Origin of the sequence: Pseudomonas sp. PvP027 (assembly GCF_017833005.1) — a bacterium.
Lineage (GTDB): Bacteria > Pseudomonadota > Gammaproteobacteria > Pseudomonadales > Pseudomonadaceae > Aquipseudomonas > Aquipseudomonas congelans.
Window position 1 is genome coordinate 4158151 of sequence record NZ_JAFIBK010000001.1, and the last position, 15633, is coordinate 4173783.

Consider the following 15633-nt stretch of genomic DNA (forward strand, 5'->3'; position numbering starts at 1 on the left):
AGAAAACTATCTGATTACAGAGCAGGAACCCCTCAAGGCAAAACCGGCAACAAAAACCGCCCGATCACGGGCAAGTGATCAGAGATCAGCAACGTATCATCCCGCCGCACGCGTGCACTGACCCGCTTCAGGCTCGGGCTGTAGAACAGATAATCCACAGTCCGGTCCGGCCCGCTGATGCGGCTGTCGTTGGGAAAGTGCGTAAGCCATTTGCTGCGGTCGATGCCGCTGGATTCGGCGTTGTCGGGGATCATCGGGTATTTGTCCCACAGCTCGTGCAGTTCGCTGTCGGCGGCGTAGCCAAGGCGCTGCTGCTCGGGGAGGCGCTGGTATTGGCCCAGCGGCAGCAGGTTGAAGTCGCCGCCGATCAGCCAGGGCGTGCCGCCGCTTTCCAGCTTGTCCAGCTGCGTTTCAGTGGCAGCGACCTGTCTTTGTGCAGTGTCGCCGGTGTGTCTGGCGGTGGTCAGGCTGGTGTTGATGACGGCCAGCTTGCCGCCGTCACGCAAGGGCAGGTAGCTGACCAGCAAGGCATCCTTTGGCTGGAACTGACGGCTGATGAGGTTGGCGTCGGGCACCGGCAGTTGTAGGCGTTCGGCACTGTCGATATGGAAGCGGCTGAGGGTCGCGAGTTTTCTGCCGACGCTGCCCCAGATATGCGGGTTGGGCACGAACTCTGCTTTCCAGTAGAACGCTTGCGTACTGCACGGGTAGAGGTCCGCCACACGTTCCTTGATCAGCGCCAGCTGATCTTCATAGTCGGAGTTCTTGGCGCCATCGTCGACGCCTTGCAGCAGCACGATGTCGGGCTGTTCGTCACGGATGACCCGCGCCACTTCGTCCAGATTGTAGGCAAGGTCTTCATGGGTCGGGCGTTCGTCCGGGCCGCTGCCGTCGGCCATGTCGTACCAGAACACATAGCGTTTACCCGCAAGGTACTGGATGTTCCAGGTCATGACTTTCAGCGCTTGCCCCGGCACCAGTTTCGGTGCCTCGACCGCAGGGTTGCAGCTGGCCGTGACTAATTCACGGGCTGGAGGGCGCCATGTCAGTTGGAAAACCAGTAACAGCAATACGGCGACCAGCAGCAAGCCGTACAGGGTCAGACGTAGCAGTAAACGGGGCATCGGCTCGACTTGGAGCGCCTGGCGCTCAGTGAGGGATTCGGCACTGAGCATACCGAATCGACGCGCCTGACGTCAGCCTTTGCTTCAGGCGCGGTGCGCGGGCTCGCTGATCAGCATGAACAGGCGGAACGTCACGATGGTGGTGAACAGTTGCAGGAAGCTGCCGATGCTGTCGGTGATCACGGAAATCGCTGCGCTTTGCGGCTCCGGAAACAGGTACAGACTGGCGCCCTCAAGCAGCCACAGGGGAATGTAGACGCTCAGGACGCACACCAGAATGCGCGTGAAGTGCCCGGTGGTCATCTGCATGCTTTCGCGCATGGCCATGAACGGCGTGAGTTTGCGCAGAACCAGCAGGTATTCGCTGAACGCCAGTTTGATCATCACCCAGATGCCCGGTACTACGAAAAGTGAAAGGCCGAACATGATCAGCAGGGTGCTCATGGCCGAGAGCACGGCGAAGGTCGGCCACAGGCGCACGGCCATGGCCAGTACATCGCGGGTGTGTACGTCCTCGCCACGACTGCGTGCGTCGAGAAACAGGATCAGCGCGGCGGTATAGATAGGGTAGAAAAACAGCCCGATCACCAATGCGTAGGCAGGCGAAGTGTCGGCGGACATGGCGCTGCCCAGCGCTTGTTTGGCCAGCACTTCAAGAATCACGACAGGCAGACACAGCAGCGCGATGCTGCCCAGATTGCGCCGAAAGAAATAAAGCGAATCCTGGATGATGTTCAACGGGTTCATGGAGATAGATCGCAGGCTAAAAGCAGGCGCACACTTTAGCCCATGGCCCCTGTCGAACCAAGCGCAGTGGTTTTCCGCGCACGCCTTGTTATCTTTTTCTTCATGTCATTGAAGCGTGTCGATGAGGCCCCATTTTCTGCACATGGTCCTGCCATTGCGGCAGGGAAGAATTCCAGTGGCAACTCAGTGAGGTGGTCATGAACAGCGAAGAGCAAACCCTGATTGACGGTCTTTTCTCGAAACTGAAAGACGCTGAAACGGCATCCGCCCCGCGAGATGCTGCGGCCGAGGCGCGTATCAAGGAACATCTGACCCGCCAGCCCGCTGCGCCGTACTACATGACGCAGGCGATTCTGGTGCAGGAGGCGGCCGTCAACCAGCTCAATCAGCAGGTCAAACAGCGTGACGAGCAGATTCAGCAACTGCAGGCCGAGCTCCAGCAGGCCAAGGGGCAAGCCTCATCCGCGCCCGCCGGCGGCGGGTTTTTATCGAGTATCTTTGGCAGCAGTGCTCCGCGCGCGTCGCAGCCGCAACCGAGCCAGCCTTCCAGCGGTGGCTGGCGCGATGGTAGCGGTTTCAATTCTGCACCTGCGCCGGCAGCGCCGCAGGGCGGTTACGCCGCGCCTGCTCCGGCTGCCGGCAGTGGCTTTCTTGGCGGGGCGCTGAAGACCGCGGCCGGTGTAGCGGGCGGCGTGCTGCTGGCAGAGGGCATCAGCAGCATGTTCAGCCACCACAGCCAGCCGCAGGAGATCGTCGAAGTCATTCACGATGCGCCACAGGCTCAGGACACTGGCTCGTTCAATGATCAGGGCGGTTGGGTACAGCCGGATCAGCAGTACACGGCTGACGACAATTTCGACGATGGTGGCGACAATTTCTCGGACGATGATTCGTTCGTTTGAGGACGTGACGATCGCTCTCCACACTCCTGCGTGAGAATGCCTTGGGTGATGCTCTGCGTCACACATGGGCGCTGCGCCGCCTGTTCAGGATCGGACGCGGAGCGTCCAGAACGGCGTTCCCACGCTGGAGCGTGGGAACGATAATCTTTGCCATGACGCGCGTGTCTCAGAGCGGCCGGTGCCGATCCATCCCTCAATTCCTTCTTCAAACTGGCATACTGGGCGTCGATTCACGTTCCGGATCGCTGTAACCCGTGGGCATGTTGCCCGCCATGAGGAATTGCGGTGAAGAAGATCGCGGTGTTCGCCGACGTGCAGAACCTGTATTACACCGTGCGCCAGGCGCATGGCTGTCATTTCAATTACGCCGCCTTGTGGGCGGATATCAGCAAGCGCGGCGAGATCGTTCACGCGTTTGCGTACGCCATCGATCGTGGCGACAGCAAGCAACAGCAGTTCCAGCAGATCCTGCGCAATCTGGGGTTCACGGTCAGGCTCAAGCCGTACATCCAGCGCAGCGACGGTTCGGCCAAAGGGGACTGGGATGTCGGCATCACCATCGACATCATGGATTTCGCGCCGCAAGTGGACGAAATCGTGCTGGCGTCGGGTGATGGCGACTTCGACATGTTGCTCGAACGCGTGATCAGCAAGCATAGGGTCGAGGCGGTCGCCTACGGCGTGCCGGGGCTGACCGCGAACTCGTTGATTCGCGCGGCCAGCCGTTACGTGCCGATCGAAGGCGCGTTTTTGCTGAAATGAATTTACAGGGCCAGGCCAGTGTTGGAACGTATTGCAGTCATCGACTTTGAAACCACCGGTATCTCCCCGGGCCACAGCTGTCGGGCGACCGAGATTGCGGTGGTGATCATGGAGCAGGGGCGTATCGTCGAGCGCTTTCAGAGCCTGATGAATGCCGGCGTGCGTATTCCCGCGTTCATCGAAGGGTTGACCGGCATCAGCAACAACATGATTCGTACCGCCCCCAGCGCCGAGCGGGTGATGGGCGATGTGGCGGATTTTGTCGGTTCGACGCCGCTGGTGGCGCACAATGCCTCCTTCGACCAGAAGTTCTGGGATTACGAGCTGTCGCGTATCCAGCGCACGCGCGAGCAGAGCTTTGCCTGTTCACTGCTGCTGGCCCGACGCCTGATGCCCGGCGCACCGAACCACAAGCTCGGCACCTTGACCCGTTATGCGCGCCTGCCCGACACCGGCAAGGCTCACCGGGCGATGGCCGATGCGGAAATGGCGGCCAACCTGACCGTGCACCTGACCAACGAATTGCGCCAGACCCACGGCATCTCTGCCATTTCCCACCAGATGCTGTGTTCCCTGCAGAAAGTCCCGGCCGCGAAGATCGGCGAAACGCTGAAGCGCCAGCGCGGCTTTTGACCTGTCAGTGCTCCTGCTTGCCGTTGCTGATCAAGTAATCGGCCGGCAGGCTGCGTTCTACCGCCGTCGACAATACGATTGACGTCTTGCTGAAGCCAAACTTGGCGATCCGGTTGATCAGGTCTTCCAGGTGCGGCATCGAGTCGACCGCCGCGCGCATGATCACACACGGGTCGCCCGTCACCCGGTAACACTGGATCAGCTCGGGGACTTTCCACAGGTCCTTATAGGCCTGCTGATTGCCATGGCTGCCCATGCGCAGTTCGATGATGCATTGAATCGGCAGGCCGACTTTCGACAGGTCAACCTTCGCCTCGTAACCGGTGATCACGCCACTGGCCTCGAGCTTGGCGACCCGCTCGGCCACGGCGGGCGCGGACAGGTTGACCAGTTTCGCCAGTTGCGCAAAAGACGCCCGGCCATTTTTCAGCAGCTCATCGAGCAGAATCCGATCGTATTTATCCAGGGTCATGGCGTGCCTCGTACCGTGTGGTGGGCGATTTTAAAATAAAAGGAAAGCAGGCCATACAAGCATTGAATCGTAAGTTTCAGAACGGTTTAAACAGGTTTTTCTGCTTAATGTCCGCCTTCGGCCTTCATACAATAGGCCAACCATAACAATGATCCCAGAGCCTTGCCATGCCTCAGTCCGTTCGTGTTTCACCCTTGCTCATCGGTGCCTTTCTGGCCTTGTACCTGATCTGGGGTTCTACCTATCTGGTGATCCGCATTGGTGTGGAGTCATGGCCACCGTTGATGATGGCGGGTGTGCGTTTTCTGATTGCCGGCTGCCTGATGTATGGCTTTCTGCGGTTTCGTGGCGTACCTGCGCCGACCTGGCGCGAGTGGAAAGCCGCGTTCGTGATCGGCTTCCTGCTGCTGGCCTGCGGTAATGGCGGTGTGACCCTGGCCGAACACGCCGGTGTTGCATCAGGCGTTGCAGCACTGGCGGTGGCGACCATGCCGCTGTTTACCCTGCTGTTCGGCCTGTTCTGGGGCAATCGCACCACTAACCTTGAATGGGCGGGCATCGTTCTGGGTCTGATCGGCATAGGTTTGCTGAACCTCGGCTCCAATTTGCAGGCCAGCCCTTATGGCGCCGCCGTGGTGATCTTTGCCGCCGCAGCCTGGGCGTTCGGTTCGGTGTTGAGCAAGCACATGCCGTTGCCGAAAGGCCCGATGGCCAGCGCGGCGGAAATGATCACGGCGGGGGCGACGCTGCTGATCGGCAGTGCCTTGAGTGGCGAACGTCTGGCACATATGCCGACAGCGGCAGGCTGGGGCGCGCTGCTGTATCTGGTGGTGTTCGGCTCTATCGTCGCGTTCAGCGCTTATATGTACCTGCTCAAGAACGTGCGCCCGGCAGCGGCGACCAGCTACGCCTACGTCAACCCGGCTGTGGCAGTGATGCTCGGCGTGGTGTTCGCTGGCGAAACGATTGGCGTCGAAGAGTGCATGGCCATGGTGGTGATCATCAGTGCCGTGGTGCTGATTGGCCTTCCGCAATGGCGCCGGTCGCCGCCGCAAGAGGTCGTATCGACACGTACAAGCTAACCGAGGCGCGCCGGACAGGTTAAACTGCGCGCCTTGCGTTGAATCTTTCCTACGGTATTTCCATGACATTCGCCTCTCTCGGCCTGATCGAACCCTTGCTGCGCGCCCTCGAAGCGCTCGGTTACCAGACTCCGACGCCTGTACAGACCCAGGCAATTCCTCCGGTACTGGCGGGCCGCGATCTGATGGCAGCTGCGCAGACCGGCACCGGCAAGACCGCTGGCTTTGCCCTGCCGCTGTTGCAACGGCTGACCATGGAAGGCCCGAAAGTCGCGCCCAATTCGATTCGTGCGCTGGTGCTGGCGCCGACCCGCGAGCTGGCCGATCAGGTTCACGAAAGCATTCGTCAGTACGCCGAGCATCTGCCACTGACCACCTACGCGGCCTACGGTGGCGTGAGCATCAATCCGCAAATGATGAAGTTGCGCAGGGGCGTGGACGTGCTGGTCGCGACCCCTGGTCGCTTGCTCGATCTGCATCGCCAGAACGCGGTCAAGTTTTCCCAGTTGCAGACGCTGATCCTTGATGAAGCAGACCGCATGCTTGACCTGGGATTTGCTGAAGAGTTGCGCGGTATTTATGCCGTGCTGCCCAAGCAGCGTCAGACCCTGCTGTTCTCCGCTACGTTCTCCGACGAGATTCGTCTGCTGGCTGCGCAGATGCTCAATGACCCGCTGACCATCGAAGTCAGCCCGCGCAACGTCGCGGCGTCGTCGGTCAAGCAATGGGTCGTGACCGTGGACAAGAAGCGCAAGGCGGATCTGTTCATCCATCTGATGAAGAAGCATCGCTGGGGGCAGGTGCTGGTATTCGCCAAGACCCGTGTTGGCGTCGATCAACTGGTGGATCGCCTGCAGGCGCTGGGCATGAACGCCGACGGTATTCACGGCGACAAGCCGCAGGCTACCCGCCAGCGTGCGCTGGACCGCTTCAAGAGCAACGAAGTGAAGATTCTGGTCGCCACCGACGTGGCGGCGCGCGGTCTGGACATTGATGACCTGCCGACCGTGGTCAACCTGGACCTGCCGATCGTGGCCGAGGATTACATCCACCGTATTGGCCGCACCGGCCGTGCGGGGCTGACGGGGGAGGCGATTTCGCTGGTGTGTGCCGATGAAGTCGAGCTGCTGTCAGCCATCGAAGTGCTGACCCGCCAGACCCTGGAGCGCAAGGAAGAGCAGGACTTCGAACCGGAGCATCGCGTGCCGAGCACGGATGCCAGCGGCCAGATCCTGAAAAAGCCCAAGAAACCGAAAAAACCCAAGGTGTCGGGCAGCAAGCGCAACCTGGGCAAATGGGTCGACAGCGGCGAGTCCGAGCCTGCGCCGGTGGTCAAACCGGTGCGTAAAGTACCGGTCTTCAACACGGGGCCGCGCAAGAAGAAGCCTTGAAGCGCAGTGCGCATTCAACGCGGACGGAGCGCTCATTGCTACATACAAGTTCGTTTTTGATTCTGGCCGGAGGCCGTAGGAGCGAACTTGTTCGCGAAGGGGCCTGCATAATCGCCGAAAATGCATCGATTGAAACACCCTCTTCGCGAACAAGCGAAGCGTCGCCCGGTTTGCTCCTACGCCCTGCGGGCAGAATCAAAAGCGGACTTTTACATAACAATAAGCGCGGAGCGTGGCGACGATCATGATCAGCGCGATTGCAGCCACTCAACCATCCCCAACCCCGCAGCGCGGCCGCTGGCGAAGCAGGCGGTCAGCAGGTAGCCGCCTGTTGGCGCTTCCCAGTCGAGCATTTCGCCGGCGCAGAACACGCCGGGCAATTGCCTGAGCATCAGACGCTCGTCCATGGCCTCGAAGGTGACGCCCCCTGCGGTGCTGATGGCCTCATCGATGGGGCGCGGTTTGATCAAAGGCAGTGGCAACGCCTTGATGGCCTCGCTCAACAGCAGCGGATCGGCAAACGCTTCACGAGGCGCAAGCTCGCGCAACAGCGCTGCCTTGGCGCCGTCCAGCCCCAACTGACTGTGCAGATGCTTGGACATCGAGCGCGAGCCGCGTGGTTTGCTCAGGGCTTTTTGAATGTCTGTCAGCGCTTTGCCGGGCAGCAGATCGATATCCACAACCGCTGAGCCGTGAAGGTTGATCTGTTCACGAATCTGCGCCGACAGCGCATACACCAGGCTACCTTCCACGCCCGTCGCGGTCAGCACACATTCGCCCAGACGCAGGGCATGGCCATGCAGGCCCATCGCGATATTTTTCAGTGGCGCACCGGCAAACTTGTCGCGCAGCAGGTCGCTCCAGGCGCTTACCTCGAAACCACAGTTGGCGGCCTGCAAAGGCGCAACCTCGACCTGCCTTGCCTGCAGCCATGGCAGCCAGGCCCCGTCAGACCCCAGCCGCGCCCAACTGGCGCCGCCCAGCGCCAACAACGTGGCTGCCGGCTTGATCGCCAGTTCACCGTCAGCATGAGTAATGCGCAGGCTGCCATCAGTGTTCCAGCCCGACCAGCGATGCCGCGTGTGAATCGTGACACCCGCGTCACGCAACCGCTTGAGCCAGGCGCGTAGCAGAGGGGCGGCTTTCATGTCTGTGGGAAACACGCGCCCCGAGCTGCCGACAAAGGTCTCGATGCCTAGTGCATGAATCCACTGGCATAGCGCATCAGCGTCAAAGCCGCGCAACAGCGGTGCGATCATCGGCGACCGTTCGGCATAGCGCGCCAGAAAAGCGGGGTAGGGCTCTGAGTGGGTGATATTCATACCGCCCACCCCGGCGAGCAGAAACTTGCGCCCGACCGACGGCATGGCGTCGTACAGATCGACCCTCAGTCCGGCCTGGCTCAACACTTCTGCTGCCATCAACCCCGCAGGGCCGCCTCCGATGATGGCGACGGTTCGGGCAGTGGAGGGGGCGAGGTCGGTCATGGTCAGCGAAATATCGATAGCAGAGGGGTGGGGCATTCTACCCGAGCGCTCTTTCAAGGTGTGGCGCACGTCATGGCCTGCGACTGAGGCGAAGTCCCGCGCAGGGTCACAGACCCATGTCGTTCCACACCCGTTGCGCACTGTGATGGAGGATCCCGTGGCGCCTTGCGAGTGCCTGGCGGTCCTTGCTGTAGCCACCGCCGATCACGCCCATGACCGGAATGTCGCGGCCCAGGCAATGACGCAGCACCGCTTCGTCGCGATTGGCCAGCCCCTGGTCGGTGAGCTGCAGATAGCCCAGCGCATCATCCTTGTGGACATCCACGCCTGCGTCGTACAGCACCAGGTCCGGCTTGTAGAACGGCAGCAGGTAGTTCAGCAGGTCGTCGACCACGTTGAGGTAATCGACGTCGCCCATGCCTATTGGCAGCGGGATGTCCCAGTCGCTCTGCGCCTTGCGTGCCGGGAAGTTCTTTTCGCAGTGCAGCGAGACGGTAATGGCGTCCTCGGTATCGGCCAGAATGCGCGCCGTGCCATCACCCTGATGCACATCGCAGTCAAAGATCAGGACCTTGTCCACGCGGCCGCTTTGCAGCAGGTACTGACTGATCACCGCCAGGTCATTGAAAATGCAGAAACCTGCCGGGTAGTCATAGTGCGCATGGTGGGTGCCGCCCGCCAGATGACACGCCAGGCCATGCGTGAGGGCCTGTTCGGCCGTCAGCAGTGAGCCGCCCACTGCACGGATGGTTCGGCGTGCCAGAGCTTCGCTCCACGGCAGTCCGAGACGCCGCTGGTCTTCGCGCGACAGATCGCCGTCAAGGTAGCGTCTGATGTAGGACGGGTCATGAGCCAGCGCCAGAATGTCCGCCGGGCACAACTCGGGACGCATTAATTGAACGTCACTGGTCAGGCCGCTGTCGATCAAGTAATCGCGCAACAAACGAAACTTGTCCATCGGGAAGCGATGATCCGCCGGAAATTCCGGGCTGTAGTCTTCGTGGTAGATAAGCGGTAGGGACATTTTGCGTCCGTTAAAGGGCCGAAGCCCGATAGTGCCAGTAAAAGCATCCGTACGCCCAGTTGTGTGGTGCTGCGAATGGCAGCACTGACGCCCATTCATGTCTCGTGACACGGGGGAATCGATGGAACCGATACTCAAGCTTGATAGCGCCCGACTGCGGATGCGGCAGTGGCGTGACGATGACTTGCCGGCGTTCGCCCGGATGAGTGCGGACCCTCGCGTCATGCGCTATTTTCCGAAGCCCCTGAGCCACCTTGAAAGTGCTGCCATGATCGGGCGGCTGCGGGGTCATTTTGCCGAACTGGGTTTCGGGCTCTGGGCGCTGGAGCGCAAGGATACCGGCGAGTTCATCGGTTTTACCGGGCTGCATGTGGTGGGTTTCAAGGCGCCTTTTACACCGGCCGTGGAGATCGGCTGGCGCCTGGCTTATGACCACTGGGGCCTGGGCTTTGCCAGCGAGGCGGCCTGGACCGCCTTGGGCTGTGGTTTCGAGCGCTTGGAGCTGAAGGAGATCGTGTCGTTCACGGCGGTCAATAATCAGCCGTCACAAAAGGTGATGCAGGCAATCGGTATGCAGCAGGATGAGTCCGGCAGTTTCGATCACCCGAACCTTGAGGACGGCCACCCGCTCAAGCCGCACGTGCTGTACCGGATCAGCCATGAGCAGTGGCTCAAGACGCTGAAGCCCTGATCAGGTGCAGATTGAATTAAGCCAACCATCTTAAATCTGTATCATTCCATTCCAGTGGGATGGGCCCGAGGCCTGTCGGAAAATGCAGCGACTGCTGTTGCCGTACCAGTGCAAAGTCGATGTACGAGAGGAATGAGAATGAGCCAAGTGCTGGATGATCTGGTTGAGTTGCTGACGCTGGAAGCCATTGAAGAAAACCTGTTCCGCGGACACAGTCAGGACCTTGGCTTTCGCCAACTGTTTGGTGGTCAGGTGCTGGGTCAGTCTCTGTCTGCCGCCAGTCAGACGGTCGAGGAGGACCGTCATGTCCACTCGCTGCACGGCTACTTCCTGCGTCCCGGCGATGCCGGTCTGCCGGTGGTTTACCAAGTGGACCGTGTGCGTGACGGTGGCAGTTTCAGCACGCGCCGCGTCACTGCCATTCAGAAGGGCAAGCCGATCTTCACCTGTAGCGCTTCGTTTCAGTACGACGAAGAGGGCTTCGAGCACCAAGCGACGATGCCGCAGATTGTCGGCCCGGAAAACCTGCCGTCGGAATTCGAGTTGCTGACCCGCCGCGCGCACCTGATTCCTGAAGCGATGCACGACAAGTTTCTGCGTCCCAAACCGATCCAGTTCCGCCCGGTAACCTCCGAGGATCCGTACGATCCCAAGCCCGGCGAGCCCGTGAAATACGTGTGGTTCCGTGCCGACGGCAGTCTCTCGGATGTGCAGGCGCTGCATCGTTACATGCTCGCCTATGCCTCCGACTTCAACTTGCTGACCACATCATTGCTGCCGCATGGCAAGACGGTCTGGCAGCGCGACATGCAGGTCGCCAGCCTTGACCATTCGCTGTGGTTCCACAACGACCTGCGCACCGATGACTGGCTGCTCTACGCGATGGACAGCCCCTGGGCCGGCAACTCGCGCGGCTTCTCGCGCGGCAGTATCTTCAACCGCGCCGGGCAACTGGTCGCATCGGTCAGTCAGGAAGGGCTGATCCGCCATCGTAAGGATTGGGCATGACACTCGACGGTATACGGCACTGGGTGTTCGACATGGACGGTACCTTGACCGTCCCTATCCACGACTTCCCGGCAATCAAACGTGAATTGGGCATCCCTCAGGACGACGACATTCTCGGGCATCTTGCTGCGTTGCCCGCAGAGGAGTCGGCGGCCAAGCACGCCTGGCTCCTGGAGCATGAGCGCGAGCTGGCGCTGGCTTCGCAGCCTGCCGAGGGCGCGGTCGAGCTGGTTCGCGAGTTGTCGGCGCGCGGTTATCGACTGGGCATTCTGACCCGTAACGCTCAGGAACTGGCGTATATCACCTTGAAGGCCATCGGCCTGGATGACTGCTTTGCCGTCGAGGATGTACTGGGCCGCGACGAGGCGACGCCAAAACCGGACCCGGCAGGTTTGCTGCAGCTGGCCACTCGCTGGAGTGTCGAGCCGGAGCAGATGGTCATGATCGGCGACTACATGCATGACCTGAACTGCGGCCGTGCGGCGGGCGCCAAGACCATTCTGGTCAACCTGAAGGACAACCCCTGGCCAGAACTGACGGACTGGCATGCGGTGGATTGCGCAGAGCTGCGCGGGATGCTGGGGTGATCTGAGCTGCTTATCGTGCCCAGGCGGAGCGCTCATGGTTATCCACAAGTCTTTGTGGGAGCGACCGGGGCGGCGATCCGCATTGCTCGCGAAGACGGTATTTCAGTCGATGCATTTTCGACGATTATGATGACCCTTTCGCGAACAAGCGAAGCGTCGCCCGGTTCGCTCCCACGGCCTCCGGCCAGAATCAAAAGCGGACTTGTATGTAACGCTGAACGCGGAGCGTGGGGACGATAGTTATATCCTGATCACTCAAAACGGCTTGAACAGCACCGCCTGTCCTTCTGGTGAAGTGAAGATCCCGTCGCCGTTGTGGCCGACCTTCGGCACGATCACCAGACGCTGGTTCAGCCCTTCCGGGTGACGCTTCTGCAGATAGTTGAAGTAGTTCTGCCCGCGAATCAGGCGATAGGCGCCTTGCGCTTCGGCGGCACAGGTCTTGTCCAGCGCCGGGTGGTTGCGGTCGGTGTCCAGCTCGCCCATCAGGTAGGTGATGTCGCGTTTCACGTAATTCTTCTCGATGTCAGCCGGCTTTTCCTTCCCCGAATAGAACGGCATCTTGTTGAGGCCGTATTTCCAGTCGTTGAAGTTCGGGCAGCTCTGCGCGGTTACCGGTTCAGGCCGTTCCGCGTCGAAGTAAGCATAGGACGACGGATTGGCGATCACGTAGCGCAGTTTCACCCCTTCACGTTGCAGCAGGGCGTCTTCCTTGCCGCCGATCATCGCGTAGCGCTGCACCACCTGGGCACCACCGGAGTGCCCGGCAATGACGATTTCCTTCAGGTTGGGGAACAGTTTGCTGTCGCTCAGGCGCTTGAGGATGTGGTCCAGCACCAGAAACGAGCTGACCGGCTTGGGATCGGTGGAGGTTGCGCCCTCCATCCAGCTGTTCTGGCGCCAGCGCAGGATCGAGTCCGGCAAGTGGTGCGCGACGATATCCCTTTCATCCAGAAACTGCGGGGCAATCAGCAAGGTCTTGCCGCGCTCTCTGGACTGGTTGGCCGCACGTTCGATGCTGCGCAGGTAGGTTTGCGCATTGCGCAGGCGACCGTGCAGGACGATCACCACGCGCTCGATCTTCGGTTTGGGGTGTACCCACTCCTGGCTCAACCCGAGGGTCGCTTCGGCACCATTGATGGCGAGGCGATCCGGGCTGATGGAATTGACCGCTTGATCCTCGGCATGCGCCCCGAGGCTCACGAAGGCAGTGCTCAACAACAGGACCAGAAGCGGTTTAATCATGTGCTCAGAGACTCTTGGCGGCGAATGTATCGCATTGATTGATTTGGCCTTGGGCAAAGCCTGCCTTGAACCAGCGTACACGCTGTGCAGACGTACCGTGAGTGAACGAGTCCGGAGCGACTCGACCACTGCTTTGCTGTTGCAAGCGATCATCGCCGATAGCGTTGGCCGCGTTCAATGCTTCTTCAATATCACCCGGCTCGAGCCAGTTCAAACGATTTTGTGCGTTGTACGCCCAAACACCGGCAAAGCAGTCCGCCTGCAGCTCCTGGCGGACCAGTAAACCGTTGGCACCTTCCATTTTCTGTCCGGATTGGCGAGCCTTGTCGACCTTGGCGGAAATGCCCAGCAGGGTCTGCACATGGTGCCCGACTTCGTGAGCGATCACGTAAGCCTGGGCGAAGTCGCCAGCGGCAGAAAAGCGCTGGGCCATTTCACGGAAGAACTCCATGTCCAGATAGACCTGCTGGTCAGCCGGGCAATAGAACGGACCGGTTGCCGAGGTGGCGCGACCACAGGCTGAATTGACCTGACCGCTGAACAGCACCAGCGTAGGGTCCTTGTATTCGCGACCGTTCTGGGCGAACACGGCACGCCAGGTGTCTTCAGTATCGCCAAGGATGCTGCGCACGAATTCGGCCTGCTGGTCGTTGGCCGGCGGCGCTTCACGCGTTTGCGCGCTGGGTGGGGCGCTCTGCTCGGTCACTTGTCCGGTCAGTTGCCCGAGAATCTGCATCGGGTCCTGACCGGTCAGCAGGCCGATGGCGACGATGATCACGATGCCGCCCAGACCCAGCCCCTTGCCGCCGATGCGCATGCCACCGCCGCCGCCACTGCTGCCGCCATCGCGCGCATCGACTACGTTGTCGCTGCGTCGGCCTTTTTTCCAGAGCATGTCGGATCCCTCTTCTTTTCGTGCAATGAGTGTCGCTGCTGATACGCGAATATGCCAGTCCGGCGTTTCGGCCAGCGTCGTGTGCAGAATGCGAGGGTATAGAGGTGCAACGGGGCTGATTGGTTCGCGCAAGCTGTGCCGTGGCTATGTTTTGCTGAAACCTGCCGCTGTCAGGGCTGTTTGACGGGCTGAGCGTTCAGTACGTCCGGCGGCGAGGCGTCGGCAAAACGGTCGACCTGGCGCAACGATTTGAAGCCCGTCATCCAGGCGCCGACTACGCCCAGCGTGCAGACGCCACCCATGATTGCCGCAGGGATTGCGCCGACCAGCGAGGCACTGGTGCCGGCGCGGAACTCGCCCAGTTCGTTGGAGGAGCCGATAAACAGCATGTTCACGGCGTTGACCCGGCCGCGCATGTTGTCCGGCGTCGAGAACTGCACCAGCGCCGAACGGATGAACACGCTGACCATGTCCGCCGCGCCCGCGATCAGCAGGGCCAGGCACGACAGCCAGAACAGTGTCGACAGTGCAAACACCAGATTCGCCACGCCGAACAGGCCGACGGCGAGAAACATGGTCATGCCGACGTTGCGCTGCAGCGGGCGCATGCTCAGGTAAATACCGACGCCCAGTTCCCCGAGGCTCATCGACGCGCGCAGCATGCCCAGCCCTTGCGGCCCCAGGTGCAGCACCTCATGGGCGTAGATCGGCAGCAGCGCCACTACGCCGCCGAGCAGCACGGCGAACAGGTCCAGCGAAATGGTGCCAAGGATGATCGGCCGCGAGCGAATGAAGGCAATACCCGCGGTGAACCGGCCCCAGGCGCTGGAGCCCAGTTCCACCGGCTTGCCGGCAAAGGGCGTTGCCACGGGGGCGAGAAACAGGATGCCGGCTATAAATGCTGCGACGCAGACCGAATAGGTCAGCTCTGCGCCGCCCAGCCAGTACAGATAGCCACCGATCAGCGGGCCACCGACGGTCGAACAGCGCATGATCACGCTGTTGGTGGCGATGGCCGAGGCCAGTTGGTCGCGCGGGACAATCTGCGGCAACAGACTTTGCAGCGCCGGACCGGTAAAGGCGCGGGCGCAGCCGTACAGCATCAGCGCGCCGTAGATCAGCCGCAGGTCTTGCAGCTTCAGCGCCGAGAACACCAGCAGAATGACGCCACAGATCGCCTGCACGCCCCAGCTGAACATCAGGATGACCTTGCGGTTGTAACGGTCGATCAGGTCCCCGGCAGGCATCAACAGCAGCAACATGGGAATGAACTGGGCAAGACCCACATAGGCCAGCGCCATCGGCTCACGGGTCATGTCATAGACCTGCCAGGCAACGACCACGGCCTGAATCTGCATGGCAAACACGGCCATCAGACGCGAGAGGATAAAACTGACGAAGCCGGGCTGGCTGGACAACTTGACCGGGGCAGAAGGCGCGGAAGACTCGGAGCTCAAGAAAAAGGATCCCATCGAAGCAGCTGATTCAGGTTTTTGGTTTATACCCTAGCGTATCGATAGGAAGCTAATAAATATTCTGACAGTTTCGCAGTGACGAGCATGAAAGAACTCTCGTTCCTCACG

Annotated in this window: 16 protein-coding genes; 8 read left to right on the forward strand and 8 right to left on the reverse strand. The window is 60.7% G+C overall.

The features are described from left to right. Positions 1-32 precede the first annotated feature (32 nt). Positions 33-1175 carry an endonuclease/exonuclease/phosphatase family protein gene (locus JOE33_RS17960; RefSeq protein ID WP_096244577.1) on the reverse strand — a complete coding sequence of 381 codons (1143 nt, stop codon included), beginning with the start codon at positions 1173-1175 and terminating at the stop codon, positions 33-35. A 33-nt stretch (positions 1176-1208) separates the two neighbouring features. Then, a complete protein-coding gene (locus JOE33_RS17965; RefSeq protein WP_122530064.1) occupies positions 1209-1871 on the reverse strand; it encodes a YciC family protein in 663 nt (220 codons plus the stop codon). A 197-nt stretch (positions 1872-2068) separates the two neighbouring features. Here JOE33_RS17965 and JOE33_RS17970 point away from each other — a divergent pair, with 197 nt between their 5' ends. From JOE33_RS17970 to JOE33_RS17980, 3 genes are all read left to right on the forward strand, one after another. Then, positions 2069-2773: a DUF2076 domain-containing protein gene (locus JOE33_RS17970; RefSeq protein ID WP_187624910.1), complete on the forward strand. Its 705-nt coding sequence runs from the start codon at positions 2069-2071 to the stop codon at positions 2771-2773. 285 nt (positions 2774-3058) lie between these two features. Beyond that, entirely contained in the window at positions 3059-3535 is a 477-nt protein-coding gene (locus tag JOE33_RS17975; protein ID WP_187624911.1) for an NYN domain-containing protein, read from the forward strand. Positions 3536-3556: 21 nt separating this feature from the next. Further along, positions 3557-4168 (forward strand): exonuclease domain-containing protein, encoded by a 612-nt coding sequence (locus tag JOE33_RS17980; RefSeq protein WP_010426726.1) that lies wholly within the window; start codon positions 3557-3559, stop codon positions 4166-4168. A 4-nt stretch (positions 4169-4172) separates the two neighbouring features. Here JOE33_RS17980 and JOE33_RS17985 read toward each other — a convergent pair whose 3' ends face one another. Then, positions 4173-4640 carry an Lrp/AsnC family transcriptional regulator gene (locus JOE33_RS17985; RefSeq protein ID WP_003313835.1) on the reverse strand — a complete coding sequence of 156 codons (468 nt, stop codon included), beginning with the start codon at positions 4638-4640 and terminating at the stop codon, positions 4173-4175. 167 nt (positions 4641-4807) lie between these two features. On the opposite strand from JOE33_RS17985, the gene yedA reads away from it, so the two are divergent. Both yedA and JOE33_RS17995 read left to right on the forward strand, forming a co-directional pair. Further along, positions 4808-5722, forward strand: coding sequence for a drug/metabolite exporter YedA (gene yedA, locus JOE33_RS17990; RefSeq protein WP_096125258.1), 915 nt, complete (start codon positions 4808-4810; stop codon positions 5720-5722). A 62-nt stretch (positions 5723-5784) separates the two neighbouring features. Beyond that, positions 5785-7113, forward strand: coding sequence for a DEAD/DEAH box helicase (locus tag JOE33_RS17995; protein ID WP_003368731.1), 1329 nt, complete (start codon positions 5785-5787; stop codon positions 7111-7113). A 248-nt stretch (positions 7114-7361) separates the two neighbouring features. Here JOE33_RS17995 and JOE33_RS18000 read toward each other — a convergent pair whose 3' ends face one another. Further along, on the reverse strand, positions 7362-8600 hold the full coding sequence (locus JOE33_RS18000; protein ID WP_187624965.1) for a TIGR03862 family flavoprotein: 1239 nt from the start codon (positions 8598-8600) through the stop codon (positions 7362-7364). 106 nt (positions 8601-8706) lie between these two features. Next, the gene (locus JOE33_RS18005) at positions 8707-9624 is read right to left on the reverse strand and encodes a histone deacetylase (protein WP_187624912.1); all 918 of its coding nucleotides are present in this window, start codon (positions 9622-9624) and stop codon (positions 8707-8709) included. A gap of 121 nt (positions 9625-9745) precedes the next feature. Between JOE33_RS18005 and JOE33_RS18010 the strand changes: the two genes are divergently transcribed. The 3 genes from JOE33_RS18010 to JOE33_RS18020 all read left to right on the forward strand — a co-directional run bounded on the left by JOE33_RS18010 (position 9746) and on the right by JOE33_RS18020 (position 11910). Beyond that, on the forward strand, positions 9746-10315 hold the full coding sequence (locus JOE33_RS18010; RefSeq protein WP_003313831.1) for a GNAT family N-acetyltransferase: 570 nt from the start codon (positions 9746-9748) through the stop codon (positions 10313-10315). A gap of 138 nt (positions 10316-10453) precedes the next feature. Further along, positions 10454-11323 carry an acyl-CoA thioesterase II gene (gene tesB / locus JOE33_RS18015; RefSeq protein ID WP_054993129.1) on the forward strand — a complete coding sequence of 290 codons (870 nt, stop codon included), beginning with the start codon at positions 10454-10456 and terminating at the stop codon, positions 11321-11323. After that, complete coding sequence (locus JOE33_RS18020) at positions 11320-11910, forward strand: HAD family hydrolase (protein WP_010435333.1); 591 nt, start codon at positions 11320-11322, stop codon at positions 11908-11910. The genes tesB and JOE33_RS18020 overlap by 4 nt, the downstream gene beginning before the upstream one ends. Positions 11911-12165: 255 nt before the next feature. Here the strand turns inward: JOE33_RS18020 and JOE33_RS18025 are convergent, their stop codons facing one another. The 3 genes from JOE33_RS18025 to JOE33_RS18035 form a co-directional block, all read right to left on the reverse strand. Next, positions 12166-13155 (reverse strand): hypothetical protein, encoded by a 990-nt coding sequence (locus JOE33_RS18025; protein WP_010435331.1) that lies wholly within the window; start codon positions 13153-13155, stop codon positions 12166-12168. Between the two features lie 4 nt (positions 13156-13159). After that, entirely contained in the window at positions 13160-14050 is an 891-nt protein-coding gene (locus JOE33_RS18030) for a neutral zinc metallopeptidase (RefSeq protein WP_096101403.1), read from the reverse strand. Between the two features lie 170 nt (positions 14051-14220). Continuing rightward, positions 14221-15507 carry an MFS transporter gene (locus JOE33_RS18035; protein ID WP_163023654.1) on the reverse strand — a complete coding sequence of 429 codons (1287 nt, stop codon included), beginning with the start codon at positions 15505-15507 and terminating at the stop codon, positions 14221-14223. Positions 15508-15633: the final 126 nt, after the last annotated feature.

Coding starts and splice junctions, on each gene's coding strand:
- JOE33_RS18010 (WP_003313831.1), top strand. CDS start 9,746: ATGGAACCGATACTCAAGCTTGATAGCGCCCGACTGCGGATGCGGCAG.
- JOE33_RS18000 (WP_187624965.1), bottom strand. CDS start 8,600: ATGACCGACCTCGCCCCCTCCACTGCCCGAACCGTCGCCATCATCGGA.
- JOE33_RS17985 (WP_003313835.1), bottom strand. CDS start 4,640: ATGACCCTGGATAAATACGATCGGATTCTGCTCGATGAGCTGCTGAAA.
- JOE33_RS18025 (WP_010435331.1), bottom strand. CDS start 13,155: ATGATTAAACCGCTTCTGGTCCTGTTGTTGAGCACTGCCTTCGTGAGC.
- JOE33_RS18005 (WP_187624912.1), bottom strand. CDS start 9,624: ATGTCCCTACCGCTTATCTACCACGAAGACTACAGCCCGGAATTTCCG.
- JOE33_RS18020 (WP_010435333.1), top strand. CDS start 11,320: ATGACACTCGACGGTATACGGCACTGGGTGTTCGACATGGACGGTACC.
- JOE33_RS17960 (WP_096244577.1), bottom strand. CDS start 1,175: ATGCTCAGTGCCGAATCCCTCACTGAGCGCCAGGCGCTCCAAGTCGAG.
- JOE33_RS18030 (WP_096101403.1), bottom strand. CDS start 14,050: ATGCTCTGGAAAAAAGGCCGACGCAGCGACAACGTAGTCGATGCGCGC.
- JOE33_RS17995 (WP_003368731.1), top strand. CDS start 5,785: ATGACATTCGCCTCTCTCGGCCTGATCGAACCCTTGCTGCGCGCCCTC.
- yedA (WP_096125258.1), top strand. CDS start 4,808: ATGCCTCAGTCCGTTCGTGTTTCACCCTTGCTCATCGGTGCCTTTCTG.
- JOE33_RS17965 (WP_122530064.1), bottom strand. CDS start 1,871: ATGAACCCGTTGAACATCATCCAGGATTCGCTTTATTTCTTTCGGCGC.
- tesB (WP_054993129.1), top strand. CDS start 10,454: ATGAGCCAAGTGCTGGATGATCTGGTTGAGTTGCTGACGCTGGAAGCC.
- JOE33_RS17970 (WP_187624910.1), top strand. CDS start 2,069: ATGAACAGCGAAGAGCAAACCCTGATTGACGGTCTTTTCTCGAAACTG.